This window comes from Pseudomonas sp. CFBP13509 (assembly GCF_005233485.1).
Lineage (GTDB): Bacteria > Pseudomonadota > Gammaproteobacteria > Pseudomonadales > Pseudomonadaceae > Aquipseudomonas > Aquipseudomonas marginalis.
This window is the reverse complement of sequence record NZ_QGAA01000002.1, coordinates 337,602-362,162: the sequence shown is the minus strand read 5'-3', so window position 1 is coordinate 362,162 and position 24,561 is coordinate 337,602. Positions and strand designations below refer to the sequence as shown.

General features: G+C 60.6%; 26 protein-coding genes and 1 pseudogene. 4 read left to right on the top strand and 23 right to left on the bottom strand.

The features are described from left to right. Positions 1-82: 82 nt before the first annotated feature. The 10 genes and pseudogenes from PspCFBP13509_RS32080 to ubiE all read right to left on the bottom strand — a co-directional run. Positions 83-1,054: pseudogene (locus tag PspCFBP13509_RS32080) on the bottom strand (methyl-accepting chemotaxis protein); the annotation flags it as partial. Positions 1,055-1,270: 216 nt separating this feature from the next. Then, positions 1,271-1,978 (bottom strand): 16S rRNA (uracil(1498)-N(3))-methyltransferase, encoded by a 708-nt coding sequence (locus tag PspCFBP13509_RS05040; protein WP_065946666.1) that lies wholly within the window; start codon positions 1,976-1,978, stop codon positions 1,271-1,273. After that, a complete protein-coding gene (gene tatC / locus PspCFBP13509_RS05035) occupies positions 1,975-2,766 on the bottom strand; it encodes a twin-arginine translocase subunit TatC (protein WP_027605034.1) in 792 nt (263 codons plus the stop codon). The genes PspCFBP13509_RS05040 and tatC overlap by 4 nt, the downstream gene beginning before the upstream one ends. Continuing rightward, positions 2,763-3,173 (bottom strand): Sec-independent protein translocase protein TatB, encoded by a 411-nt coding sequence (tatB, locus tag PspCFBP13509_RS05030; RefSeq protein WP_065946665.1) that lies wholly within the window; start codon positions 3,171-3,173, stop codon positions 2,763-2,765. Before tatB ends, tatC begins: the two co-directional genes overlap by 4 nt. A gap of 10 nt (positions 3,174-3,183) precedes the next feature. After that, the gene (locus PspCFBP13509_RS05025) at positions 3,184-3,462 is read right to left on the bottom strand and encodes a twin-arginine translocase TatA/TatE family subunit (RefSeq protein ID WP_003171180.1); all 279 of its coding nucleotides are present in this window, start codon (positions 3,460-3,462) and stop codon (positions 3,184-3,186) included. Between the two features lie 26 nt (positions 3,463-3,488). Beyond that, positions 3,489-3,821: a phosphoribosyl-ATP diphosphatase gene (locus tag PspCFBP13509_RS05020; RefSeq protein WP_027605032.1), complete on the bottom strand. Its 333-nt coding sequence runs from the start codon at positions 3,819-3,821 to the stop codon at positions 3,489-3,491. A 2-nt stretch (positions 3,822-3,823) separates the two neighbouring features. Then, positions 3,824-4,216 (bottom strand): phosphoribosyl-AMP cyclohydrolase, encoded by a 393-nt coding sequence (gene hisI / locus PspCFBP13509_RS05015; RefSeq protein ID WP_065946664.1) that lies wholly within the window; start codon positions 4,214-4,216, stop codon positions 3,824-3,826. Between the two features lie 41 nt (positions 4,217-4,257). Beyond that, on the bottom strand, positions 4,258-5,862 hold the full coding sequence (ubiB, locus tag PspCFBP13509_RS05010; RefSeq protein ID WP_065925725.1) for a ubiquinone biosynthesis regulatory protein kinase UbiB: 1,605 nt from the start codon (positions 5,860-5,862) through the stop codon (positions 4,258-4,260). Further along, positions 5,859-6,482, bottom strand: coding sequence for a ubiquinone biosynthesis accessory factor UbiJ (locus PspCFBP13509_RS05005; protein ID WP_065925724.1), 624 nt, complete (start codon positions 6,480-6,482; stop codon positions 5,859-5,861). The genes ubiB and PspCFBP13509_RS05005 overlap by 4 nt, the downstream gene beginning before the upstream one ends. Then, a complete protein-coding gene (gene ubiE, locus PspCFBP13509_RS05000) occupies positions 6,482-7,252 on the bottom strand; it encodes a bifunctional demethylmenaquinone methyltransferase/2-methoxy-6-polyprenyl-1,4-benzoquinol methylase UbiE (protein ID WP_003171186.1) in 771 nt (256 codons plus the stop codon). The genes PspCFBP13509_RS05005 and ubiE overlap by 1 nt, the downstream gene beginning before the upstream one ends. A gap of 144 nt (positions 7,253-7,396) precedes the next feature. Between ubiE and PspCFBP13509_RS04995 the strand changes: the two genes are divergently transcribed. From PspCFBP13509_RS04995 to PspCFBP13509_RS04985, 3 genes are all read left to right on the top strand, one after another. Next, positions 7,397-7,672 carry a polyhydroxyalkanoic acid system family protein gene (locus tag PspCFBP13509_RS04995; protein WP_027605029.1) on the top strand — a complete coding sequence of 92 codons (276 nt, stop codon included), beginning with the start codon at positions 7,397-7,399 and terminating at the stop codon, positions 7,670-7,672. A gap of 105 nt (positions 7,673-7,777) precedes the next feature. After that, positions 7,778-8,200, top strand: coding sequence for a phasin family protein (locus tag PspCFBP13509_RS04990; protein ID WP_027605028.1), 423 nt, complete (start codon positions 7,778-7,780; stop codon positions 8,198-8,200). A gap of 12 nt (positions 8,201-8,212) precedes the next feature. Continuing rightward, complete coding sequence (locus tag PspCFBP13509_RS04985; protein ID WP_137211644.1) at positions 8,213-9,193, top strand: phasin family protein; 981 nt, start codon at positions 8,213-8,215, stop codon at positions 9,191-9,193. A gap of 70 nt (positions 9,194-9,263) precedes the next feature. Here the strand turns inward: PspCFBP13509_RS04985 and PspCFBP13509_RS04980 are convergent, their stop codons facing one another. From PspCFBP13509_RS04980 to PspCFBP13509_RS04955, 6 genes are all read right to left on the bottom strand, one after another. Beyond that, entirely contained in the window at positions 9,264-9,785 is a 522-nt protein-coding gene (locus tag PspCFBP13509_RS04980; protein WP_065925722.1) for a fimbrial protein, read from the bottom strand. Positions 9,786-9,803: 18 nt separating this feature from the next. After that, the gene (locus PspCFBP13509_RS04975; RefSeq protein WP_065925849.1) at positions 9,804-10,739 is read right to left on the bottom strand and encodes a fimbrial protein; all 936 of its coding nucleotides are present in this window, start codon (positions 10,737-10,739) and stop codon (positions 9,804-9,806) included. Positions 10,740-10,809: 70 nt separating this feature from the next. After that, complete coding sequence (locus PspCFBP13509_RS04970) at positions 10,810-13,395, bottom strand: fimbria/pilus outer membrane usher protein (protein ID WP_083244881.1); 2,586 nt, start codon at positions 13,393-13,395, stop codon at positions 10,810-10,812. Positions 13,396-13,553: 158 nt separating this feature from the next. After that, positions 13,554-14,321, bottom strand: a complete 768-nt coding sequence (locus PspCFBP13509_RS04965) for a fimbrial biogenesis chaperone (RefSeq protein ID WP_137211643.1) — start codon at positions 14,319-14,321, stop codon at positions 13,554-13,556. A gap of 8 nt (positions 14,322-14,329) precedes the next feature. Further along, entirely contained in the window at positions 14,330-15,097 is a 768-nt protein-coding gene (locus tag PspCFBP13509_RS04960) for a fimbrial biogenesis chaperone (protein WP_242001053.1), read from the bottom strand. 98 nt (positions 15,098-15,195) lie between these two features. Further along, the gene (locus PspCFBP13509_RS04955) at positions 15,196-15,777 is read right to left on the bottom strand and encodes a fimbrial protein (protein WP_065925847.1); all 582 of its coding nucleotides are present in this window, start codon (positions 15,775-15,777) and stop codon (positions 15,196-15,198) included. Between the two features lie 370 nt (positions 15,778-16,147). Here PspCFBP13509_RS04955 and PspCFBP13509_RS04950 point away from each other — a divergent pair, with 370 nt between their 5' ends. Next, the gene (locus PspCFBP13509_RS04950) at positions 16,148-16,810 is read left to right on the top strand and encodes a response regulator transcription factor (RefSeq protein ID WP_065925846.1); all 663 of its coding nucleotides are present in this window, start codon (positions 16,148-16,150) and stop codon (positions 16,808-16,810) included. Positions 16,811-16,848: 38 nt separating this feature from the next. On the opposite strand, the gene PspCFBP13509_RS04945 is transcribed toward PspCFBP13509_RS04950, so the two are convergent. From PspCFBP13509_RS04945 to hslV, 7 genes are all read right to left on the bottom strand, one after another. Continuing rightward, positions 16,849-17,469: a TetR/AcrR family transcriptional regulator gene (locus PspCFBP13509_RS04945; protein ID WP_065925719.1), complete on the bottom strand. Its 621-nt coding sequence runs from the start codon at positions 17,467-17,469 to the stop codon at positions 16,849-16,851. A 27-nt stretch (positions 17,470-17,496) separates the two neighbouring features. Beyond that, positions 17,497-19,179, bottom strand: coding sequence for a class II poly(R)-hydroxyalkanoic acid synthase (gene phaC, locus PspCFBP13509_RS04940; RefSeq protein WP_065925718.1), 1,683 nt, complete (start codon positions 19,177-19,179; stop codon positions 17,497-17,499). A gap of 88 nt (positions 19,180-19,267) precedes the next feature. Then, on the bottom strand, positions 19,268-20,113 hold the full coding sequence (phaZ, locus tag PspCFBP13509_RS04935) for a poly(3-hydroxyalkanoate) depolymerase (RefSeq protein ID WP_027605018.1): 846 nt from the start codon (positions 20,111-20,113) through the stop codon (positions 19,268-19,270). A gap of 135 nt (positions 20,114-20,248) precedes the next feature. Beyond that, a complete protein-coding gene (gene phaC / locus PspCFBP13509_RS04930) occupies positions 20,249-21,928 on the bottom strand; it encodes a class II poly(R)-hydroxyalkanoic acid synthase (RefSeq protein WP_065925717.1) in 1,680 nt (559 codons plus the stop codon). A 249-nt stretch (positions 21,929-22,177) separates the two neighbouring features. Beyond that, positions 22,178-22,555 (bottom strand): gamma-butyrobetaine hydroxylase-like domain-containing protein, encoded by a 378-nt coding sequence (locus PspCFBP13509_RS04925; protein ID WP_065925716.1) that lies wholly within the window; start codon positions 22,553-22,555, stop codon positions 22,178-22,180. Positions 22,556-22,634: 79 nt separating this feature from the next. Next, a complete protein-coding gene (hslU, locus tag PspCFBP13509_RS04920; protein ID WP_027605015.1) occupies positions 22,635-23,972 on the bottom strand; it encodes an ATP-dependent protease ATPase subunit HslU in 1,338 nt (445 codons plus the stop codon). A gap of 37 nt (positions 23,973-24,009) precedes the next feature. Beyond that, the gene (gene hslV, locus PspCFBP13509_RS04915; RefSeq protein WP_010563201.1) at positions 24,010-24,540 is read right to left on the bottom strand and encodes an ATP-dependent protease subunit HslV; all 531 of its coding nucleotides are present in this window, start codon (positions 24,538-24,540) and stop codon (positions 24,010-24,012) included. Positions 24,541-24,561 lie beyond the last annotated feature (21 nt).

Sequence of the window (24,561 nt, the reverse complement as noted above, 5' to 3'; positions counted from 1 at the left end):
CGGTCACGGCCGACAGTTGCTCGGCAGCGCTGGCGATCTGGGTGACCCCTTCACTGATGCCGCCGATCAACTCGCGCAGGCCCATGGTCATGCTTTGCATGGCGCGTTGCAATTGGCCCAGCTCATCCTGGCGCAAGGAGGTGAGGTTGTGGCTCAGGTCGCCCGACGCGACACGCTCGGCGACCTGCAGGGTCTGGTTCAGGGGGAGGATGATCTGGCGGGTGATGGCCCAGGCGGCAACCAGGCCGAAGATCAGCGCCAGCACGGTGGCCATTAGCAGCAAGTATTTGGCTTGCGCGGCATCCGCATCGCGTACCGCGGTCTGGGAAACCGTCAGTTTGTCACTGTGGCCCAGCAGGATATCGCCCTGGGCAGACATGGTCTTGAGTGCCGCTGCGCTGGCCACTTGAGAGTCGCGGTATTGGCTGACGGCGGCGCGGTAGGCTTGCAGTGAGACGCTGGCCTGTTGCAGGTTGGCTGAATACTGATCAGGTATTTGGCTGGTGAGGCTGGTGATTTTTTTCAGCGCGTTGTCGATGGCATCCAGCGCGGGCTGCTCGGCCTCGACCTTGCCGCTGTAGGTGTAGCCCCGTACTTGGAAGCGCGCTTGCTGGATCAGTTTGCTCAGGTCCACCACGCTGTTGAACAGCGTGACACTGTCGCCTTGCAGCAGGGATTTCTCCACTTCGCTGACCTTGAGTACCGCATTATCGGCGGTATCGCCCAGCTTGCTGCGGGCATTTTCGCGGTTGGTGCCTGCCTGCACCATATCGTTGAACGCGCGCTTGTACTGGTCCACGGCGGCCAATTGCTCATCGACCAGGGCGGCATCCGTGGGTTGTTCGATCAGGCTGCGTGCGGTCTTCAGGCCAGTGTCCAGCTTGTTCAGCAGCTCGCTGACGGCGGTCGGGCCTTGTTCGCCACGGCGCATCTCGTAGTCGAGGCGTGCCAGGCGCAGGTCTTTGGTCAAGCCGTTGAGGCTGGAGATGTAACCCAGCTTGTCACCACGGCTGATCACGTCGCCCAGGCCGCTCCAGCCGGTGAAGGTGATCATCAGTGTCAACAGCAATACCAGGCCAAAGCCCACCGCCAGCTTGGTTTTGACGCTGACATTCCCCAGTTTTTCGGCTAACCAACGATACATGCTGCGAACTCCCCTGGAACAAAGCTTGGACTTATTCACGGGTTATCGGCTTGCATACGGAATTCTGTAGCGACGCTGTCCCCTGTGGGGGGAGCAAGCCCCCTCCCACAGGGTTATGCGGTGTGGTTAGAAAAGGCGGGCGAGCAGGGCGGTGACGGCCGTTTCGACGCGCAGGATGCGGGCGCCCAATTGCACCGGCTGCAAGCCGGCCTTGGCCAGCAGGTCCACCTCATAGGGGATCCAGCCACCTTCCGGGCCTATGGCCAGGGTGACCGGTTCATCCAGCCCACGGGGGCAGGCTGGGTAGTCGCCTGGATGGCCAATCAGGCCAAGGGTGCCTGCGGTCATGGCCGGCAGGCGGTCTTCGACGAAGGGCTTGAAGCGCTTTTCGATAACGATTTGCGGCAGTACCGTGTCCCGCGCCTGTTCCAGGCCGAGGATCAGTTGTTCGCGAATGGCCTCGGGCTCCAGGAAGGGGGTCTGCCAGAAGCTTTTTTCCACCCGGTAGCTGTTGACCAGCACCACTTTCGGCACGCCCATGGCCGCCACGGTTTGCAGGACCCGGCGCAGCATCTTCGGACGTGGCAGGGCCAGCAGCAGGGTCAGGGGCAGTTTGACCGGCGGTGGTTGGTCGAAGCTCACTTGCAGTTCGGCTTCGCGGGCTTCCAGGCGCAGCAATTGCGCGTTGCCCATCAACCCGCCAAGGCGCCCGACCCGCAGGCTGTCGCCTACGGCGGCGCGGTGGACTTCCTGCATATGCACCAGGCGCCGATCACGCAGGATCACCCGGTCGGCCGCGATAAAGTCGGCATCGAACAGCAGCAGCAGGTTCACGGCTGGGTCGCTGGCGGCTGGTCGTCGTCTGCGGGTTGGTCATCCGGGTGATCGCCACGCTTGCTGATCAGGCCGCTGAACAGGATGCCGATCTCGAACAGCATCCACATCGGCACGGCCAGCAGGGTCTGGGAGAAGATGTCCGGCGGCGTGAGGATCATGCCGACCACGAAGCAGCCGATGATCACGTACGGGCGGATCTTCTTCAGGTACTGCACGTTGACCACGCCGATCCACACCAGCAACACCACGGCCACGGGGATTTCGAAGGCGACGCCAAAGGCGAAGAACAGCGTCATCACGAAGTCGAGGTAGCTGGTGATGTCCGTCATCATCTCCACGCCGGCCGGGGTGGCGGCGGCGAAGAACTTGAAGATCAACGGGAACACCAGGAAGTAGGCGAAGGCCATGCCGGTGTAGAACAGCAGGATGCTCGACACCAGCAAGGGCACGGCGATGCGCTTCTCATGCTTGTACAGGCCCGGCGCGATAAAGCCCCAGATCTGGTGCAGGATCACCGGGATCGCCAGGAACAGCGAGACCATCATCGTCAGCTTCAACGGTGTGAGGAAGGGCGATGACACATCGGTGGCAATCATCGTCGCGCCGGCCGGCAGGTACTGGCGCAGCGGCGTGGAGACGAAGGTGTAGATCTGCTGGGTAAAGGCGAACAGCCCGGCAAAGATCACGAAGATCGCGGCCACGCAACGCAGCAGGCGGGTCCGCAGCTCGGTCAGGTGCGAGACCAGCGGCATATGCTGGTCGTTTTCCGGTTTATCAGCGCTCATGGGGCTCGCGGCGGCAATGTAGGGTCATGGGGCGCGGGCGACGCAGCGGGCGTCGGCGCAGGCTCGGTTGGAGCGGTCGGGGTCGGGGCGGCGGGCGGGGTATCCACCGCAGGCGCGATGCTGTGCTCGGCCCCAGGCTCCACCGGTTTGGCGGGCTCCTGCACCGGCGACAGGATCTTCCGGGCTTCCTGCTCCAGCGACAGAATATGTTCGTTGTGCAGTTGGCGACGGATCTCGTCGGCGCCGATTTCCCGTTCAACTTCCTGTTTGATGGCGTTGAAACTGCGTTTCAGGCGCCCGATCCACAGGCCGGCCGTGCGCGCGGCACCGGGCAGGCGTTCCGGCCCCAGTACCAGCAAGGCAACCAGGCCGACGAGCAGCAGTTCAGAGAAGCTGATACCAAACATTAGTCAGTGCTCACGAGTCTTTGCGGGTCGGCTCTTCGACTTTTTCAGCCTGCACGTCGAAGGTACGACGCTCGGTGATCGGCTGGGTGGCCTGGGGGTGTACAGGCTGGGCCGGTGGCACCGGGTTGGCGGCCGGGTCGGCAGGCTTCTCATCGTCGTTCATGGCTTTACGGAAGCCCTTGATCGACTCGCCCACGTCGGTGCCGAGGTTTTTGAGTTTCTTGGTGCCGAATACCAGTACCACCACTACCAGAATGACGATCCAGTGTTTCCAGTCAAAAATGCCCATGCTGCAAATCCTCTAGTAAAAGTTATTCAGGCGGACGGGCGCGATGCCTTTTCGGCGTGCCCGGACAAGCCGAAGCGACGGTCCAGTTCATCCAGCACGGCCTGTGGATGCTGCCCCAGTTGGGCGAGCATGACCAGGCTATGGAACCACAAGTCGGCGGTCTCATAGATGACATCGCTGCAATCGCCGCTGATTTGCGCGTCCTTGGCCGCGATGATGGTCTCGATGGACTCTTCGCCGAGTTTTTCCAGGATCTTGTTCAGGCCCTTGTGGTACAGGCTGGCGACGTAGGAGCTGTCGGCGTCCGCACCTTTGCGGTCCTCCAGCACCTGGGCCACACGGTTGAGGGTATCGCTCATGTTCAGTGTCCTGGCGAGTAGATGGCGTGCGGGTCTTTGAGCACCGGCTCTACAACCTTCCATTCGCCGTTCTCGAACACGCGATAGAAGCAGCTGTGGCGGCCGGTGTGGCAGGCGATGTCGCCGATCTGCTCGACCTTGAGGATCACCACGTCGGCGTCGCAGTCGATGCGCATCTCGTGCAGGGTCTGCACGTGCCCGGACTCTTCGCCCTTGCGCCACAGTTTGCCACGGGAACGTGACCAGTAAATGGCGCGCTGCTCAGTGGCGGTGAGGCTCAGGGCCTCGCGGTTCATCCAGGCCATCATCAGCACGCGCCCGGTCTTGTAGTCCTGGGCAATGGCCGGCACCAGGCCGTCACTGTCCCACTTGATCTCGTCCAGCCAGTCTTTCATCTTCGGCTCCGGCAATTTGCGACAGTGTATAACCGGATGGGCTATCGACGCACGATCAGATAAACACCCACGGCGACCATGATGCCGGCCGGCCAGTGGCCCAGTTGGTTCAGCGGTCCGCCAATGGCCAGCATTGCCCCGCCCACCAGGTGCGCGGCGCCCAGCAGGCGCAGGAACCAATCGTCCTTGCGCTTGCGCCATGGCGGTTCCGGGTCTTTGGCGTGGGGCTGGGACATGCGCTCCAGTAGGTCGCGGGTCATGTTGGCCAGGTGGGGCAGTTGTTCCATCTGGCTATGCAAGTTGCCCAGCATGGTCTTGGGGCTCATGCGCTCGCGCATCCAGCGTTCCAGGAAAGGCTGCGCGGTGTTCCACAGGTCAAGGTCCGGGTACAGCTGGCGGCCCAGGCCTTCGATATTGAGCAAGGTCTTTTGCAGCAACACCAACTGCGGCTGCACTTCCATATTGAAGCGCCGCGCGGTCTGGAACAGGCGCATCAGCACCTGGCCGAAGGAGATATCTTTCAGTGGCTTTTCAAAGATCGGCTCGCACACGGTGCGGATCGCCGCTTCGAATTCATTGAGCTTGGTTTCCGCCGGCACCCAGCCCGAATCGATGTGCAACTGCGCCACGCGGCGGTAGTCGCGCTTGAAGAAGGCGAACAGGTTGCGCGCCAGGTAGTCCTGGTCTTCCGGGGTCAGGCTGCCGACGATGCCGCAGTCGATCGCAATGTACTGCGGGCTCCACGGGTTGACGGTGCTGACGAAGATATTGCCGGGGTGCATGTCGGCGTGGAAGAAACTGTCGCGGAACACCTGGGTGAAGAAGATCTCCACGCCGCGCTCGGCAAGCATCTTCATGTCGGTGCGCTGGTCGGCCAGGGTCGCGAGGTCGGTGACCTGCACGCCGTAGATGCGCTCCATCACCAGCACTTTCGGGCGGCACCAGTCCCAATACACCTGCGGCACGTACAGCAGCGGCGAGCCTTCGAAGTTGCGCTTGAGCTGGCTGGCGTTGGCCGCTTCGCGCAGCAGGTCGAGTTCGTCGTAGATGGTTTTTTCGTAGTCGGCGACCACGTCCACCGGGTGCAGCAGGCGCGCATCGGCAGAGAAACGTTCGGCGGCGCGGGCCAGGATAAACAGCCACGCCAGGTCCTGGCCGATGATCGGCTTGAGGCCCGGGCGAATCACCTTCACCACCACTTCTTCGCCGCTCTTCAACTGCGCGGCGTGCACTTGCGCCACCGAGGCCGAGGCCAGCGGTTCGACGTCGAAGCGGCTGAACACCTCGCTGATCTTCTTGCCCAGCTGCTCCTCGATCAGCTTCATCGACTGCTGCGAATCGAACGGCGGCACGCGATCCTGCAGCAGCATCAGTTCGTCGGCGATGTCTTCGGGCAGCAGGTCGCGGCGCGTGGAGAGGATCTGCCCGAACTTGATAAAGATCGGCCCCAGGTCCTGCAACGCCAGGCGCAGGCGCGCGCCCCGGCTCAACTCCAGCTGCTTGCGCGGGAACCAGCGCCACGGCAGCACATAGCGCACCGCCAGCAGGAACCACGGCAAAGGCAGGGCGAACAGCAGGTCATCGAGGCGGTAGCGGATTACGACGCGCTGGATACGGAACAAACGGCGGACGGCGAGCAGCTTCATGCGTTATCGCTTGGATCAAGGGAACGGCTCAGGCGCTCGAAGCGGGCCTCGAGGCGTTCCAGGTCGATTTTGGCCTTGTCGAGCTCACGAAAGCGCGCTTGCGCTTCGCGTTCTCCGACCAGGGTGCGCGATTCTTCGCTCAGGTATTCGGCAAGGTTCTGGTTGAGGCTGGCGAACCCCTGCTGGTACCAGCGCGTGCGACTGCGCAGGTGCCCGCTGATCAACTGGGTGGCGACGGGGCCGATCCAGCGGGACAGCTCGTATTCCCAGTCCAGTTCCAGGTCCTGCAGTACGGCGGCCAGGTCCATCAGGACCGCGCTGTCGCCTTCCAGGTGCACTTCGGGGCCGTGGAGGATGGCGGTCTTGTTGCGGCTCAGCGTTAGGTGCAACAGGCTGGAGGCCGGTGCACGCAGGGTGCAGTCGGCTTCGGCAGCCCATTGAGTGGCGAGCAGCAGGCCTTCATCGCTGGGCAGGATAAACAGCTGCAGGGCGGGGCTGGTGCAGTCCACGGCGATGACCTTGCCGTTCAAGTGCGCGAGCCGTGCCAGGGCGGTGCTGTCCAGGCGCAGTACACGGTTGATACCGTGTTCGACGCTGGCGAGAAGGCCTTTGAGCAGCATCAGGGCTTGATGCCACGGTGCAGGGCGACAATGCCCGAAGTCATGTTGTGGTAGGTCACGCGGTCGAAACCGGCTTCTACCATCATCGACTTCAGGGTTTCCTGGTCGGGGTGCATGCGGATCGATTCGGCCAGGTAGCGGTAGCTTTCGGCGTCATTGGTGATCAGCTTGCCCATCAACGGCATGAAGGCGAAGGAGTAGGTGTCGTAGACCTTGGACATCAGCGCGTTGGTCGGCTTGGAGAACTCCAGTACCAACAGGCGACCGCCCGGCTTGAGGACGCGCAGCATCGAGCGGATCGCGTCTTCCTTGTGGGTCACGTTGCGCAGGCCGAAGGCGATAGTCACGCAGTCGAAATGGTTGTCGGGGAACGGCAGCTTTTCAGCGTCGGCCTGGACGAATTCGATATTGCCGGCCACGCCTTTGTCGAGCAGGCGGTCACGGCCGACCTTGAGCATCGAGCCGTTGATGTCCGCCAGCACCACCTGGCCGGTAGGGCCGACGAGCTTGGAAAACTTGGCCGCCAGGTCGCCCGTGCCGCCGGCGATGTCCAGCACGCGGTTGCCGGTGCGTACACCCGACAGCTCGATGGTGAAGCGTTTCCACAGGCGGTGCATGCCGCCGGAGAGCACGTCGTTCATCAGGTCGTACTTGGCCGCCACGGAGTGGAATACCTCAGCGACTTTTTCCGCTTTCTGGCTTTCCGGGACGTTCTTGAAGCCGAAGTGAGTGGTGGGTTCGGCATCGCTGCCTTTGCGCTGATCAGTCATATCGCTGTCACCAAAAGAGAATGCGGGACATGATAATCCCCAAGGCCTGCTTTGTCTTGGCAAGGCTGCAGGTAAGATAGGCAGGCACCGAGACCTTTTGCCGCATTCAAGGTATTCAAATCCCTATAAAGAGGAGTCATTGCAATGGCCCGTATAACCGTTGAGCGTGCGCATTCCCTGGGTAAAGAAGGGGCACGCGCAAAGGCCGAGAAGTTGGCGCATAAACTCCAGGAGCAATATGGCCTGGAGCCCTCGTGGTCCGGCGATACCTTGAACCTCAAGCGTTCGGGGGTTAAAGGCACCGTGTTGGTGGCGGATGATTCGCTGCGCATTGATGTGGAACTGGGCCTGTTGATGTCGGCCATGAGTGGCACCATCAAGTCCGAAATCGAGAAAGCCCTGGATAAAGCCTTGGCCTGATGCGCGAGTACTTAGGGTGCCGATTCTAATTTTCCAGCCTACTTTGTGCCCAGGTCCTCAACTCCTGCGGGCCGTTCCTCCCCCCTTTTCTGCGTGAGGTGCACCATGGCCAAAGTTATCCTGAAGAAAAAAATCGATGCTCAGACCGGCGCGTTGAGTGACGTTAAAACCTATGCCCGCAAGATCTGGTTGGCGGGTCTTGGTGCCTACGCGAAGGTCGGCAGCGAGGGCGGCGACTACTTCAAAGAGCTGGTTAAAACCGGTCAACATGTTGAAAGTAAAGGAAAAAAAGTTGCAGTGGAACAACTTGATGCGGCCAACAGTCAGATTGATCAAGTAAAGAGTAATGTCTCCGCGGTCAAAGGTCTGGTAGAAGTTCAGCTGGATAAAGTTGAAAAAGCTTTTGATACTCGCGTTGCCAGTGCCTTGAATCGAATTGGCATTGCGTCTAAACATGACGTGGAGACACTCTCTGCTAAGCTCGAAGAGCTGACGGCATTGCTCGAACGTGTCGCGCGTAAACACTAAGGAGACATCGGGATGGCTGTTAAAAAGACTACTCAGAAAGAAGGCAGCTCGTGGGTCGGGAAAGTTGAAGAATACTCCCGCAAGATCTGGCTGGCTGGTTTAGGCGTTTACTCGAAGATCGACAGTGACGGCAGCAAACTCTTCGAGACCTTGGTTAAAGACGGCGAGAAAGCCGAGAAGTTGACCAAGAGCGCAGTCGGTAAACAAGTAGGCGCTGCTAAAACGACTGCCGGTTCGCGCATCAGCGATGCGAAGAAACAGGTATTGGGTACTTGGGGCGAGCTTGAAGGGGCGCTGGACAAGCGCCTCAACAGTGCTATTTCGCGCCTGGGCGTGCCGAGTAAAGCTGAATTGAAGGCATTGCACGGCAAGGTCGATACCCTGACCAAGCAGATCGAAAAACTCACCGGTGCCAAAGTGGCTCCTGTGAAAGCGGCTGCAGCTAAGCCGGCAGCCAAGCCTGCTGCAAAAACGGCCGCTGCCAAACCAGCGGCTAAAACGGCTGCCAAACCTCTGGTGAAAGCTGCCGCCAAGCCAGCTGCAAAACCCGCGGCCAAGGCAGCTGTAAAAGCAGTCGCTAAACCGGCTGCCAAAACCGCAGCGGCCAAACCGGCTGCCAAGACCACAGCTAAACCCGTGGCTGCGAAAGCAACTGCCAAACCTGCGGCCAAGCCAGCAGCCAAGGCCGCCGCAAAACCGGCCGCTAAGCCCGCAGCCAAAACCGCAGCCGCCAAACCCGCGGCCAAGCCTGCCGCTGCTAAACCTGCAGCCAAGCCCGCCGCCGCGAAACCGGTGGCCAAGCCAGCCGCCAAACCTGCTGCGGCGAAAAAGCCAGCTGCAGCGAAAAAAACGGCAGCGCCTAAGCCTGCTGTTGCCGCCAAGCCGGCAACCACGGCACCGGCTGCTTCGGCGGCCAACTCGGTGTCGGCACCCACGCCTGCCGCCACCCCGACTGCAACGCCGGTCACCCCGACGCCAACCAGTCAGTCCTGATTTTTCCGGGACGCGCAAAAAATGCCCGGCCTGCAAAAGCTGGGCATTTTTTTTGTGCGCGGTTACCCCATCAATTATAAGTGATGGAAACGGTGACAGTGCTGTCCAGGGTACCTGCGGTAATCGCGGAGCCGGTTTTCCGGTACGACGCATTCATCGGTAACAACGCTCTTGCGCCGCTTGTGGCGATCTGGCGGGTGCGCTGGGCGACAGAACCATTGGCGGGAATGTCAGCGACGTTTCGGTGGGAAAGCGAGAGCGCCGTCCCGGCTGAGGTTCCGGTGTTGGCGAACAATGCGCCGTTGCCGCTGGACGGAGTGCCCGCGAACAGAAAGAACACATTTTGAATGTCCGATTCGCACTCGGCGGTAATGTCGAAATTTGTCGTACCCACTTCTTCGGATGAATCAAAATCCGATACTTTGATCGAGGGCAGGGTGATGGTGCGGGTCACATCACCGGCGGCCAGGTTGCAGGTGCCGGCATTGACCTGGCCGGTAAAGCGCAAGGTGCCCGTGGTTGCGGCCTGGACCGCAGTGGCGGCCAGGCTCGCGGTGATAGCCAGCAGCAGGGGCAGGGCTCGAATCCTCATTACATACTCCTCAGGTTTTTAGTTATAGGTGATGTTGACGGTCGCGGTCGTTTCGAGCCTGCCTTGGCTGACCGTGCCGTTCTTGTGATAGGCCGCACCCAGCGGCAGCACCGCGCGCCCCCCGGAGACCGGCACCGTGCGGGTGTTTTCGGTGCCGTTGGCGAGGATGTTCTGGATGCCACCGCCAATGCGCGAATACAGCCACAGGGCGACGCCACCGGCAGTGCCCGTATTGGCGAAGAGCCGATCATTGCCAGGTGCGGGGGTACCGGAAAAGCGGAAGGTCACGTTGGAAGCGTTGGTGCAGTTTGCGGTTAACTCGAAGTTGCGTGGGCCCGCGGTCGTTGCGTTATTGAATGCGCCGACTTGCACCGGGTCGAGCGAGATCGTGCGGTTGACGTCGCCGGTTGCCAGGTCGCAGGTGGCGGCGGGCCTGACAAAGCGCACTGCGTTGCCGAGCCTCAGGGTAAAACTCTCCGGACGGTTATCCAGTCTCTTCACCCAAATGTTACCGGCAGGCACTGTCCCGTCTGTTACAGGCCCGGCTTTATAGAACCTCAACTCCGCGGCCATGAAGCTGGTGATGGGGCCGCTGAATGTGCGTTGTAGGCTCTGCATGGCAAAGAAAGGGTAAAGCGAGCCGGAATGTCGGATGCGCATGTGTACACCCACACCAGGAACTTCGGTCTCGTAGTACTTTACGTGAGACCTTGCGCTGTAGCGCCCGGTGATCGTTCCTAAAGTGTGGCCGCAATTCATGGTGTAATTGGGTGCCGTACCAGTGAATTCCTTAATGACAATTTCAGACTCCACTGGGAGGCTGTCCGGTACGACGATTGTGGACGGAAGGGTGAGTGTGAATGTGTCGTTCTGATACCTGTCACACGCCGCTTGAGCCGCAATCGGCGAGCCAAGGACCAGCACTGTTGACATGAGTTGTATGGCGCGTTTCATCTTCAGTCCCGCAAAAGAAATAGGGCGGTTGCAGGCAAGCAGTGCACTGGGCGTGCTTGCCTGCGCCGGATCAACTGCTTGCATTGCGCTCGCTCGACGGTGGCATGTGCTGTGCTGTATCGAGCCGGCAGGTGCCCGCGTCGAGATTAAGCAACCGTTGGGTGCCGGCAATGTTCGACTGTGCGCCCAAGTCGTAATGCAACTGGCATGCGGCGCCGGCATGGGGGCCCCACTTGATCGTCAATGGTCCCTGTGTACGAGACACTCGAACAAAGGCTTGACCACCCTGCCCGACCACCCCGACGCTCGCGCCGTCCTCATCAAACACATCCGCACCAAACGGCAAGGAGCTGCCATCCTCGCGCAGTGCCGTGATCAACATGGCCTGGCCGCTGACCGTCTCGAACTTAAGCTTCACCACCGAACCGGCACGGGGCGCTACGTTCTGGGCGGCGGTCTTGAGTTCCACATCGACCGAAAGATCCTTCGGGTCCAGCTCCACGACGTTCTGGCGATACGGGGTAAGGTGGGGTACCACGGCGTAGCCGCTGTTACCGACTTGCGCGCTGTGGTTACCGTTGATCCGCGCACCCTGGGCGTCGGGCGCCTGGACGATGCCGATGGTGTCGCCCAGCTCCGGAGCGAAGGTCACGCCGCCGGCGTGGGCAACGATGCCGCCGGTCATCCCCAGCGATACCGAGCGGTAGTCGCTGCTCTGCCCGTAACCGGCAGACAGCACGCCATGACTGGCCTGGTATTTCATATCGGCACTCGCGGCGTTACCACTGCCTCGGGTTCGACTGGCACCAAGGCCATAGCTGAATTCGCTGCGTTCGCCAAGGCTGCCGCCGACGTTCACGCGCTCGCCACTGTTTTGGTCGCCGTGATAGACCGTGGTGGTCAGGGTCGGCGAACGCGCGCCGCTGCCCAGGGGCAGGCTCAAGGTCAGATCCACCTGCTTGTCGACTCGGTCGCTCAACAGGTCACGGGTGCGCTGTGCACTGACGGTATAGTGAAGGCCCTTCCAGGTGCCGCTGTATCCCGCGGTAAAGGTCAGGTTGCCACTTGTGCGGTTCCAATAGTTTTGCGAAGAACCGGTCAGGTAAACCGAGCCGTTGCCCAGGCTCTGGTTGAGGCTTATGTCCATTCTGTCGCGCAGGCGCGAGACGCTGTCGAGGCTGAGTCCGTCGATGGCAAGGTCGCGAATCCGTGCGGCATCGCCTACGCTCAGGAACCCTTCAGTGGAATAGCGGTAGGCCCCCAATGCGAAGTGAGTGCCGGTGTCTGCGAAATTCTTGCTGTAGCGCAGTTGCAGGCTTTGTCCCTCCCGCGAACCGTGCCCAGGTACATGGGCATTGGAGTGGGTCAAGTCAAACGACACCGCACCCAATGGCGTGTTGAGTGCCGTTCCCAATAATTGTGAATTGTAGTCTTGGCCCACCACCGCGCCGGTATAGCCGGTCAGTAGATTGCTGAGGCCATGCTGGTAGGTCGCCTGCATCAGTGTGGGAGGGTGCCGAAGGCCAAGTTCATCGAGCTGGCCGATGCTCAGCGAATAGCGGTGGTGGCCGGGTCGCAGGAGGTTGGCGTTGGCCGCAAAGGGGACGATGAACTCCCGCTGACGGCCATCCGCCTCGGTGATCGTGACGGTCAGGTCGCCGCCATATCCGGTAGGGAATAAATCATTGAGTACAAACGGCCCGGGCGCCACCGACACCTCATCCAGCAGTACCCCGCGCTGGCGCACGGTAACCCGCGCGTTGGTCTCGGCAACGCCGCGCACCACGGGGGCAAAACCGGTCTGGGAATCAGGCAGCATCCGGTCATCACTGAACAGGCTCGCACCCCGCAGGCGGACGCTGTCGAACAGCTCGCCCGGCGTGTAGATTTCGCCGACCATCAATTGAGACTGCAGCGAGCTCATTTCACGCTGAACGTAGGTGCTGCTGCTCTGGTAGCCAGAGCCCACCGATGATTGGCTGTAGCTGCCGTTGTGGCGCCAATGCCAGTCGCCCAGGTTGAGCCCGGTGTTCAGGCCCAGGTAGTTGGAGTTGAGCGACTGATGCCTGGTTTGGGTGGCAAAGGTGTTGGCGTTGTAACGCACGAAGGCTGCGTCGATGCCACTGTCCCAGTGTTTGGGATCGATATAGCCCCGAGCCTTGCGTGCGAGGTAAATCTGCGGGATCTGCAGGTCAAGGCGATTTTCACCAGAATCGAACCGGCTGCTGGCGCCTGGCAGGTAGCTGGCAATATCGGCGCATGCGGAAAATACGGCGTCGGTCGATTGCCTGTCGACCGCCTCCATGTCGATGCCGAACCTGAAGAGCGCGTCACGCTCAAGGCACATCTGCGCAGTGTCTTGTCCGTCCATGGCCTTGAACGATAGCGTCTCTCTGCCTATCCATTGGCCGTTGAGATAAACCTCCGCACGGTAGCTGCCGGGTAGCACGACGTTGCCTTGGTTGAACTTTGAAATGTCGACCTGCAAGCCCGCTGCCCCGCCGGGAAAAAAGGCCGGGTTGAATACAGAATGCGTGGCGTCTTGGGCCGCTGCAGTGTGGGCGCCACCCAACAGCAATAGACCTTGAGCTACAAGCGTCAACCTGAAAGGCGATATAAACCCGTTTTCGGGTCTGGCCGGTGTTTTCGAACTCATGGATACCGTTCCCGGGGAAAGTTGTGGTCCGAATTGCGACAAAGCGCGGCCCTGTCCTGACGAACAAGTACTGAACGGACGTGTTTGATTTGTGCTGCGGCGGGTCAATCAACCTCGAGAGGCAGGGACTGGACCCTGATGAACTCAGGGTGGGGCGATCATGGCGACACCTTGGCGCTGTGCTGGATCGTGAGCCCGAAGTCGTCGAGCGTCTGGAACTCCACGGTCATCTCGGCCGTACGCAACGACGCAAGCCCTGCAATCTGGAAGTGGTTGCGGCTATCGGGCGCCACCATATTGCCTCCGCTCGATGCGGCGGATTTGCGCGCATGGCGCTGCCCCTTCGCGACCACTTCGATCTTGTCGAAATTCACGTAATAGGGGGTCGGGTTATAGACCTCCAGTGACGGGCCGTGCTCGGTGGTTACGCTGCGCCACTGCAATTTGGCCGGCGCGGCTTCGGCCGCAAAGGGCAGGCTGGGCGGTCGGAGAAACACCTTGATCCTGGAGCGGAAGGCAAGTTGCAACTGGTTACCCTGGTCGGCATCTTGGGCCTGCGAAGGCACTTCGAGTAAGTTGAACCAGTACAGGCTTTCCTGCGCAGACGGCAGCGTTTCGCCGGTGTATGCCAGGCGCACGACGTGTTGCCGGCCTGGCTCGATACGAAAGATCGGCGGCGTGACAACAAAGGGGATTCCGCCGGCGTCCGGGGTAGAGTGCTCGTCACCCTTGTCCAGCCATGCCTGCATCAGGACGGGTACCTGATTCTTGCTTTCCAGCCTTACTGTGACTTCCTTGTCCTGTTGCGGATAGATGATCCGTGTGCTGCTGATCACAACGCTTGCCTGCGCCATGACGGGACAGATCAGTGCAAGCGTCAACAGGCTGAGTCTGGTTAGCCAATGTGAGATCAAAGTCGCGTTCATGCTGCGGGTTATCCTGCGGACGAAAGGGTGACAGCCGCCGTGTGCTGCACGCGGGCGCCAAAATCGCTGACGGAAACGAACTCGACCTGGGGGCTGCCGTTGGGACGAATACGCAACTGGGGCAATGCAAACAGTTTCATGTCTCCGGCCGGCAATAACAGACCGTCATTGGCCGCCTGGCTCGGCGCCTTGTTGAACCGTTTGCCTTCGCTCAGCAACGCGACCGATGCCAGCGAAATATGGTAGGGCGTGGGGTTGGTCGCTTGCAGGGCGAACCCATGGTTATGGGGGACCAGTTTCCACTGCAGTTTGGTTGCCGCGCTGCTGACGGGGTATGGCAATCCTTGTGGGCGCAGGAAGACCCGCAAGCGAGTGCGAAACGACAATTCGATCTGGTTGTTTTGCGCGGCGTCGGCGGAAGTCGGCGGCACTTCGAATATGTTCAACCAGAACAGGCTTTCGCGATCAGTAGGCAACGGGGCGCCGGAATAACGCAGGCGCAATGCCTGTTGTTGGTGCGGTTCGATGCGAAACATCGGCGGTGAGAGGGTGAACGGAGTCCGTGCAGTCGCTGGTGTCGAGTTTCGGTCGCCCGTATCCAGCCAGGTCTGTACCAATGCCGGACGATCGGCTTTATTCTCCAGGCGTACAACGACCTCCTGCTGCTCAGCGGGGTAGATCACGCGTGTGCCATGGACAATGATGCCGGCATGGGCGTTGAGCGCGTGCAGCGACAGCAGCCCGAGGGCACAGGTGGCGAGAGCACGGCGGGCCATTCTTTTAATCATTTGAAGTCTCTTCGAGTCTGGGGGCGGACCCGCAACGCAGTTGCAGGTCCTGGGTTCGAGGTCTGCGTGTGCAGACGTGTTATCCCTTACTCGGCGTATTCGACCAGGAAGCCGACGCGTGTTTTCACCGTGCCTTCGGTTGCGGCGCCGCTGGCGTACATTTGGGCTGCCAGCGGGATAATGGCCTGGTTATCGGCGATCACAACGCCCTCGGATTTTTCGGTGTAGACGTTGATCGGCGAGCCGTCGCGGTTTGTGACTTCGACCTGTACGTTCTTGGCGTTGGTGGTGTCGGAAGGGTCGTCGTAGCCGTCGATGTTCAAGCGGCCGGTAGCGACGTCAATGGCTGGGCTGGTTGGGTCGAAAGCCACCATGGCCGTGCGGCCGTTGGTGCAACTGCCTTCGCCGGGCCCGCCAATGCGAATGGTGAAACCGGTGAGGTTGGCGCGACTGCCAGCGGTTGCCAGGCGTGAAGCAGAGACGCCGCCCAGGTTGACGTCCTTGACCACTGCGCCTGTGCCAGGTGCGGCACCCTCGACGGTGCAGGTCACATCGGTCACCAACCCCGTGAAGTTGATGACCCCGTCGTTGGTGGCGAATGCGGGCCGTGATAACGCAGCCGTCAGGGCAAGCAGTGTTGCAGCGGTGGAGATAGCGGTAAATTTCATGATGATTCCGGTCGTGATTTTAATAAACGAGAGCCGCCACAGGTAAAAAGCAGCACCTGTAGTTCGTTTCGAACTAGTCTCTAATGGCGGTTATATAATTTGGCGTGCAGTGCCAGATGGCATCTATAGCGAAGTGGCGAGTTTTATCTCGTGATAGTTCGAAAAATAATCGAGTTAACTTAGGAATTGTCTGTAGTACTGGGAATTATCTGTAGGATGTTGCTGAAGGGGTAACGCTTATTGCCCCGCTATGTTGATCCCTTGATGGGGCAGGGTATACCGTGCTCGCAGCAGCGAATAATGTTGCGGTGTTGTATTTACTTATGCGGGTTTATTTATGCCTACTTCAATATCCACCACGTATACCGTCATGCTGCTAGATGACCATGCGATGCTTCGGCAGGGGATCGAGTTGGGGTTGAGCAACGAGGCCGACCTCCATGTGGTCGGCTCTTTCGGGACGGCCAAGGAATTACTGGAAGCCCTTGCGCGGCGTCCGGCGGATGTGGTGGTAATGGACTTCATCCTGGCCCCTTCGGACAACGATGGCCTGAGTCTTATACAAGCGCTGAACCGGCGCTTCAGCCAGTGCCGGCCGTTGATTGTCTGTTCGCATTACACGCCCGCTACCGTATCACTGTCGCTGAAGGCTGGCTGTTGGGGAATCCTGGGTAAAACCCAGAACCTGACGGAGTTGATCACGGCTATTCGAACCGTCGCCCAAGGTCGAATTTATCTGCAGCCTTGCATGGTGCCTGCTTTGCAGGGCATGCAGTCAATGCTGGAAGTCGTGAGTATGAAGTCGAAAATGGACTATGCAACGCCGTTGCGCTTGCACGCCTGTCTTACGCCTAAAGAACAGGAGGTGCTGCGGTGTTTTCTGGATGGAATGTCGGTGAATTCGATTGCCGCAAAGTTCTCACGCAGTGCGAGTACGATCAGTACGCAGAAACAATCGGCTTATAGAAAATTGGGAATCAAGAATGACAGTGAGTTGTTCAAGTTTACCCAGCAATTCGGGGAGTTTGATTGATTCGGCTCAAATGTCAGCCGCAGGTTTTCGGATAATGCTTAAACATGATCGTCCAGATAGCGCAGCGCCAATCGCTCCGTGGCCTGCCGCGCCGCAGGTAGCAGATGCGGCGCCACCAGCATCATGACCTGATACACCACCACCCGCACCTCGCCCTCACGGTCGAGAATGCGTTGGTAGTCCAGGGAGAACAGCAGGGTCATGGTGATCTGCTCCACCAACTGGCCCAGCGCCTGGGTGTCACTGACCAGTTGCCCGTCCGCCTTCAGGCGCGCCAGCAAGGACGCGAGGGTGCGCTTGAGTGCGGTCAGCAGGTTGCGAATGCCCTTGGCCAGTTTCGGCAGGCGCCCCGCCAGGTTCGACAGGTCCTGGAACAAAAACCGGTATTGGGCCATGCGTTCGACGATCAGGTGCAGGAACAGCCAGTAATCCTGGGCCTGCAGTTGCGCGTCCGCCGGCGGGTCGAGCAGCGGCGCCAATTCGCCCTGGAAGCGCTCGAACAGCCCGAGCACCAGTGGCTCCTTGCCATGGAAGTGGTAGTAGAGGTTGCCGGGGCTGATCCCCATTTCATTGGCCACCTCCATGGTCGACACGTTCGGCTCGCCCTTCTGGTTGAACAACTGCAAGGCACATTCAAGGATACGGTCGCGGGTCTTCATCCAGTCTTCTTAATCTGATCGTTGAGCTCAGCGCACTCGCACGTAGGTGCCGGGCGCCGCTTCCATCGGTGGATAGTTCTGGTTGCCCAGGGCGGTGAGGGTTTCGCGCTGTACGCCCGAGCGCTGCTGGATCCACGCCAGCCACTGCGGCCACCAACTGCCTTCGACGTGGTTGGCGTCGTAGTACCAGGCACGCGGGTCGCTGCTCAGCTTGGGGTTTTCGACGTAGTTGGCCTTGGGGTTGCCCGGCGGGTTGAGGATGCTCTGGATATGCCCGCTGTTGGACAGCACGAAGCGCCGCTCGCCACCCAGCAATTGCGTGGAGCGATACACCGCGTCCCACGGCGTGATGTGGTCGTTGATCCCGGCCACGCTGAAGCTGTCCACCGTGACCTTCTGCAGGTCGATGGGCGTGCCGCACACTTCCAGGCCGCCGGGATGGCTCAGCGGGTTGTGCTTGAAGAAATCGAGCAGGTCGCCATGCAGTGCGGCGGGCAGGCGCGTGTTGTCGTTGTTCCAGTACAAAATGTCGAAGGCCGGCGGTTTCTTGCCCAGCAGGTAATTGTTGATCCAGTAGTTCCAGATCAGGTCGTTGGGGCGCATCCAGGCGAACACCTTGGCCATGTCGCGGCCGTCCAGCACTCCTTGCTGGTAGGAACGACGCTTGGCCGCCTCGAGGGTTTGCTCATCGGCGAACAGCATGGCGGGGCTGTCGATCTGGCTGTCCAGCAGGCTCACCAGGTAGCTGGCGCTGGAGATACGACGCAGCTGGCGCTTGGCTTGCAAGTGGCCTTGCAGGGCGGCGATGGTCAGGCCACCGGCGCAGGCGCCCATCAGGTTGACCTCGCGGGCGCCGGTGATGGCCCGACAGACATTGAGCGCTTCCTCCAGCGCCGCCACATAGGTGGACAGGCCCCATTCGCGGTGGCGTACATCAGGGTTGCGCCAGCTGACCATGAAGGTCTGCAGGCCGTTCTTGAGGGCGTACTGCACGAAGCTATTGGCCGGGCTCAGGTCGAAGATGTAGTACTTGTTGATTTGCGGCGGCACGATCAGCAGCGGCCTGGCGTACTGTTTTTCGCTCATGGGCTTGTATTGGATCAACTCCAGCAGCTCATTGCGAAATACCACCGAGCCTGGGGTGGTGGCCACGGTCTTGCCGACTTCAAAGGCCTGTTTGCTCACCTGGCGCGGCAGGCCGTTGTTGTGCAGCAGGTCGTCGAACAGGTTGCTCACGCCGCGCACCACACTGTTGCCGCCGGAGTTGAGCAGCTCCTTGACGGCCAGCGGGTTGAGCAGGGTGTTGGAGGGCGACACGGCGTCGTTGATCAAGGCGAAGGCAAAGTGTGCGCGGGCGCGGTCGTCGGCGCTCAGTGAGCTGTCATCGATCCACTGGCGGGTCTGCTTCTGCCAGCTCAAATAGGCTTGCAGGCTGCGTCGGTAGAACGGGTTGAGCGTCCAGGTCGGGTCGCTGAAGCGGCTGTCCCGTGGGTTGGGCTCGTGCACGGTCTCACCCAGCAGCACACGACCCAGTTGACTGCCCAGGGCCAGGGCATGACGGGCGGTATGCACCGGGTTGCGCCAGCCGTGGGCGGCAACGCTGCGCAAGGTCGACAGCAAATCCCGACCGCGCAGGCCGGTGATCGCGTTTTGTGCGTTGATGAACGCGGCAGGGGTGGGCGCCGGGTTCGTCACGGGTCTTTCTCGCATGAGCCAACACTCCTTCGTCAAGCCATCAACAGGCACGCCAATTCAGAACCATAGTCGGTTCTCGGCAAGTTGCGCGGCGGTGTGCTCCTTACACCGCTGGTCGCGGGTGAATCACGGCCCGCATGCGCTCCTCCTCGAGAAACTTCATGATGATCGGCGCCACGGCTTCAGCCCGGGTGATCAGGAACAGGTGGCCGTCATCGATGATGTGCAACTGTGCGTTGGGAATGCGCCAGGCCAGCATGCGCATGTTGACCAGCGGGATCAGCGGGTCGTCGTCCCCGGCCAGCACCAGGGTGGGCTGGCGGATCTTGTGCAGCCAGTGGATGCTGGTCCAGCCCAACCCCGCGAACAGTTGCCAGTAGTAGCCCAGCTTGCCGGCCGAGCGCACTTTGCTCGCGTGCTCGGCGGCCAGTTTCGAATCGCGGCGGAACGAACCGCCATAAATCATCGGTGCAATGCGCACCACGTGGGACGGCTGGATATAACGCCGGGGGCTCGCCATCAGCCACAGCACCTTCGGCTTGCCCGGCACCATAAAGGCCCCGGCAGCGGTCGCCGCCAGGATCAGCTTCTTGCAGCGCTCCGGGTAGTCATAGGCAAACTGCTGCGCCAACGCGCCACCCCAGGACACGCCCACCGCATTCACCTGGCCATAGTCCAGGTAGTCCAGCATGCGTGCGGTGAGCTTGGCCAGGCCGGGAAATCGATAGGGTCGGTTGGGCGTCGAGGAACCACCCACGCCCGGCACATCGAAGGCGATCACTTCCAGGTCCGGGTCCAGGGCCTGGACGAACGGAAACACCAGCTCAAGGTTGGCGCCGATGCCGTTGAAGATCAGCAACGGCGTCAAGTGGGGCTTGCCCGGGCGTACCGCCGTGCGGATGGTCTGGCCATCCAGGTCGATGGTACGGAAGATGAACGGTTGCGGCATGGGGGAACCCTTCGATAGGTACTTCAATCCCTTGTAGGAGCGAGCTTGCTCGCGAAGGTCGTCAACGATAACGCGGGATAGCTGATGTCCCGTGTTGATCTTGAGCCTTTCGCGAGCAAGCTCGCTCCTACAGGACTAGCGTTCATGCACATAGGTACCCGGCGCCGCTTCGGCTGCGGCGTACGTCTTGTTGCCTAATACCGTCGGTGCCTTCTTCAGCTTGCCCGCACGTTCCGCTTGCCACACCTGCCAATGCAACCACCACGAATCAGTGTGCTTGGTCGCATTCTCCTGCCACTCCAGTGGCTTGCCCGCCAGGCTGTCGCTGGTCTGGTAGCGCGCCTTGGGGTTACCGGGCGGGTTGAGGATGCTCTGGATATGCCCGCTGCTCGACAGCACGAATTCCACTTTGCCACCAAACAGCTGTGCCGACTTGTAGCACGACTGCCAGGGGGTGATGTGGTCGTTGGTGCCGGCCAGTGAATAGATGTCGGCCGTGACCTGCTTGAGGTCGATCGGCGTGCCGCACACTTCCAGGGCATTGGCGCGCACGAGCGGGTTGTTTTTGAACAGTTCGATCAGGTCGCCATGGAACGCCGCCGGTAAGCGCGTGGTGTCGTTGTTCCAGAACAGGATGTCGAACACCGGCGGCTCATTGCCCAGCAGGTAGTTGTTCACCCAGTAGTTCCAGATCAGGTCGTTGGGACGCATCCAGGCAAACACCTTGGCCATGTCGCGGCCTTCCAGCACGCCGGCCTGGTAGGAGTGGCGCTTGGCCGCTTCCAGGGTCTGCTCATCCACGAACAGCGCCACCTGGGTGTCCAGGGTGGTGTCCAGCACACTCACCAGCAGGGTCAGGGCGTTGACCTTCTTCTCACCCAGCGCCGCGTAGTGGCCCAGCAGGGCGGTGCAGGTGATTCCGCCGGAGCAGGCGCCGAGCATGTTGATATCCTTGCTTCCGGTGATTGCCGTGACTACATCGACCGCTTCCTTGAGCGCCTCGATATAGGTCGACAGGCCCCATTCGCGCTGGGCCTTGGTCGGGTTGCGCCAACTGACGATAAAGGTCTGCTGCCCATTGCGCAGGCAGAAGCGCGCCAGGCTCTTTTCCGGGCTCAGGTCGAATACATAGAATTTGTTGATCTGCGGCGGTACCACCAACAACGGGCGTTCGTGCACCTGTTCGGTGATCGGCTTGTACTGGATCAGCTCCAGCACGTCGTTGCGAAATACCACCGCCCCTTCGGTGATGCCCAGGGTCTTGCCCACTTCGAACGCGCCCATGTTGACCTGGCTCGGCATGCCGCCGTTGTGCACCATGTCCTTGGCCAGGTGCGACAGGCCGTCGAGCAGGCTCTTGCCGCCGGTTTCAAAGAAGCGTTTGACCGCCGCCGGGTTGGCCGCGCTGTTGGTAGGAGCCATGGCTTCGGTCATCAGGTTGATCACGAAGTGGCCGCGGCTGATGTCCTGGTCCGACAGGTTACTGTCGCCGATCCAGTCGTGCAGTTCCTTGCGCCACGCCAGGTAGGTTTGCAGGTAGCGTTTGTAGAGCGGGTTCTGGCTCCAGGCTGGGTCGTGAAAGCGACGGTCATCGCTTTCGGGTTGCAGCTGCGATTTGCCGAACATCACGTTCTTCAATTCAACGCCAAAGTGGGCGACGTGCTTGACGCTGTGCAACGGTTGCTTGATGGCTTGGGTCAGCACCATCTTGGCCGAGGCCAGTAAATCCTTTTTACGTAACGCGATGATCGGGTTAAGCCCCAGGGTGTTTTCCGAGGCCTGGCGTTTCAAGTCATCGTTGTTCTTGTTACTCATCTACGACGCTCCATTGTCCGAAAGACGAGTACCGGGTACCGCTGCGCACCAGGTTTCGATACACAACACAAGCCAGGTACTGCGACTCGGGTGACCGTTGATACCGCATCGTCAAATGCAGGGAACTTGCCAGTTCCATTGGTTACCCGAGTTTAATTTTTTTCGCAAGCGGGCCAATCGTTGGCCACGCGACAGGGCATTCAAGCAGATGAAATTAGAAAATGCCCTCTAAAGAGCAAGAAGCCTGGACTAGAGCATCAGCCGCACGACCGACTCGCTCGGATCGCGGGTTTTGCCGGCTGCCTTGAGCTCGGCAAGATAATCGGCCCACAACGCGTCCTGACGCACGGCCAATTGGTAGAGGTAGTCCCAGGTGAACAGTCCGCTGTCATGGCCATCGTCGAAGGTCAATTTCAGTGCGTACTGGCCGGCCGGTTCGATCTTGGTCAGGCGCACGTTGAGCTTGCCGAATTGCAGGATGGGTTTGCCGTGCCCCTGGACCTCGGCGGAAGGCGAATGCACCCGCAGCAGTTCGGCGGGCAACTGGTAGACCTCGTCGGGCCCATAGGTGAGGCCGAGGGTGTTGGAGGTTTTGTGCAAATTAACAGCGGTGGGGAATTTCGGCATTGGGGACACCTTGGGCTGCAAGCTACAAGCTGCGAGTTGAATGTGCTCAACTTGCGGCTTGTAGCTTACAGCTTGCGGCTTACAGAATGTACCGTGACAAGTCCTCGTTCTGCGCCAATTCACCCAGGTGGCTGTTGACGTAGTCGGCGTCGATCTTGATCGCTACGCCATTCTGCGCCCCGGCCATGTCGCCGGCGCTGAAGGACACTTCCTCAAGCAGGCGCTCAAGCAAGGTGTGCAGGCGGCGCGCACCGATGTTCTCGGTCTTCTCGTTGACCTGCCAGGCAATCTCCGCCAGGCGCTTGATGCCGTCCGGCAGGAACTCGATGCCCAGCCCTTCGGTTTTCAGCAGCTCACGGTACTGCTCGGTGAGCGACGCATGGGGTTCGCTGAGGATGCGCTCGAAGTCGCCGGGGGTCAGCGCCTTGAGCTCTACGCGAATCGGCAGGCGGCCTTGCAGCTCGGGCACCAGGTCGCTTGGCTTGCTCAGGTGGAACGCACCCGAAGCGATAAACAGGATGTGGTCGGTCTTGACCATGCCCAGCTTGGTATTGACGGTGCAGCCTTCGATCAGCGGCAGCAGGTCGCGCTGCACACCTTCGCGGGATACATCGACGCCGCCGGAGTTGCCGCGCTTGGCGACCTTGTCGATCTCGTCGATAAACACGATGCCATGCTGCTCAACGGCTTCCAGGGCCTTGGCCTTGAGCTCTTCGTCGTTGACCAGGCGTCCGGCTTCTTCATCGCGCACCAGCTTCAGCGCGTCCTTGACCTTGAGCTTGCGGCTTTTCTTCTTGCCCTTGCCCATGTTGGCGAACAGGTTCTGCAACTGGCTGGTCATTTCTTCCATGCCAGGCGGTGCGGAAATGTCGACGCCAGAGACTTCAGCGACTTCGATCTCGATTTCCTTGTCATCCAGCTGGCCTTCACGCAGGCGCTTGCGGAACAGCTGGCGGGTGTTGGAATCCGAGGCCGGTGCGGCGTCTTCGTTGAAGCCCATGCGCGCCGGTGGCAGCAGGGCGTCGAGGATGCGTTCTTCGGCGGCGTCTTCGGCGCGGTGGCTGACCTTGGTCATTTCCTGCTCGCGCAGCAGCTTCAGGGCAGCGTCGGCCAGATCACGAATGATCGACTCGACATCGCGGCCCACATAGCCGACTTCGGTGAACTTGGTCGCTTCGACCTTGATGAACGGCGCGTTGGCCAGCTTGGCCAGGCGTCGCGCGATCTCGGTTTTACCGACGCCGGTCGGGCCGATCATCAGGATGTTCTTCGGTGTTACTTCAACGCGCAATTCTTCGGGCAGTTGCATCCGGCGCCAGCGGTTACGCAGCGCGATGGCAACCGCGCGCTTGGCATCGTCCTGGCCGATGATATGGCGATTGAGTTCATGGACGATTTCGCGGGGAGTCATGGACATAGTGTTTGGCGGCCTCAAGCGGGAATAAGCCTACGGCTTACTCGGCGAGGTCCTGCTCCTCAATGGTGAAGTTGTGGTTGGTGAACACGCAGATGTCGCCGGCGATGCCCAGGGCAGTCTCGACGATTTCGCGGGCCGACAGGTCGGTTTTCTTCAACAGTGCGCTGGCTGCGGCTTGTGCATAACCACCGCCGGAGCCCATGGCGATCAGGCCATGTTCAGGCTCAACCACATCGCCGTTACCGGTGATGATCAGGGACGCATCTTTGTTGGCGACGGCCAGCATGGCTTCCAGGCGGCTGAGGGAGCGGTCGGTGCGCCATTCCTTGGCGAGTTCGACCGCGGCGCGTACGAGGTGGCCCTGGTGTTTTTCCAGCTGGCCTTCGAAACGCTCGAAGAGGGTGAAGGCGTCGGCGGTGGCACCGGCAAACCCGGCGAGGACCTGGCCGTGGTACAGGCGACGGACTTTCTTGGCGTTGCCTTTCATCACGGTATTGCCCAGGGAAACCTGGCCGTCGCCGCCCATGACGACTTTGCCGTGGCGACGTACTGAAACGATGGTGGTCAAGGGGAGAGTCTCCACGCAGCG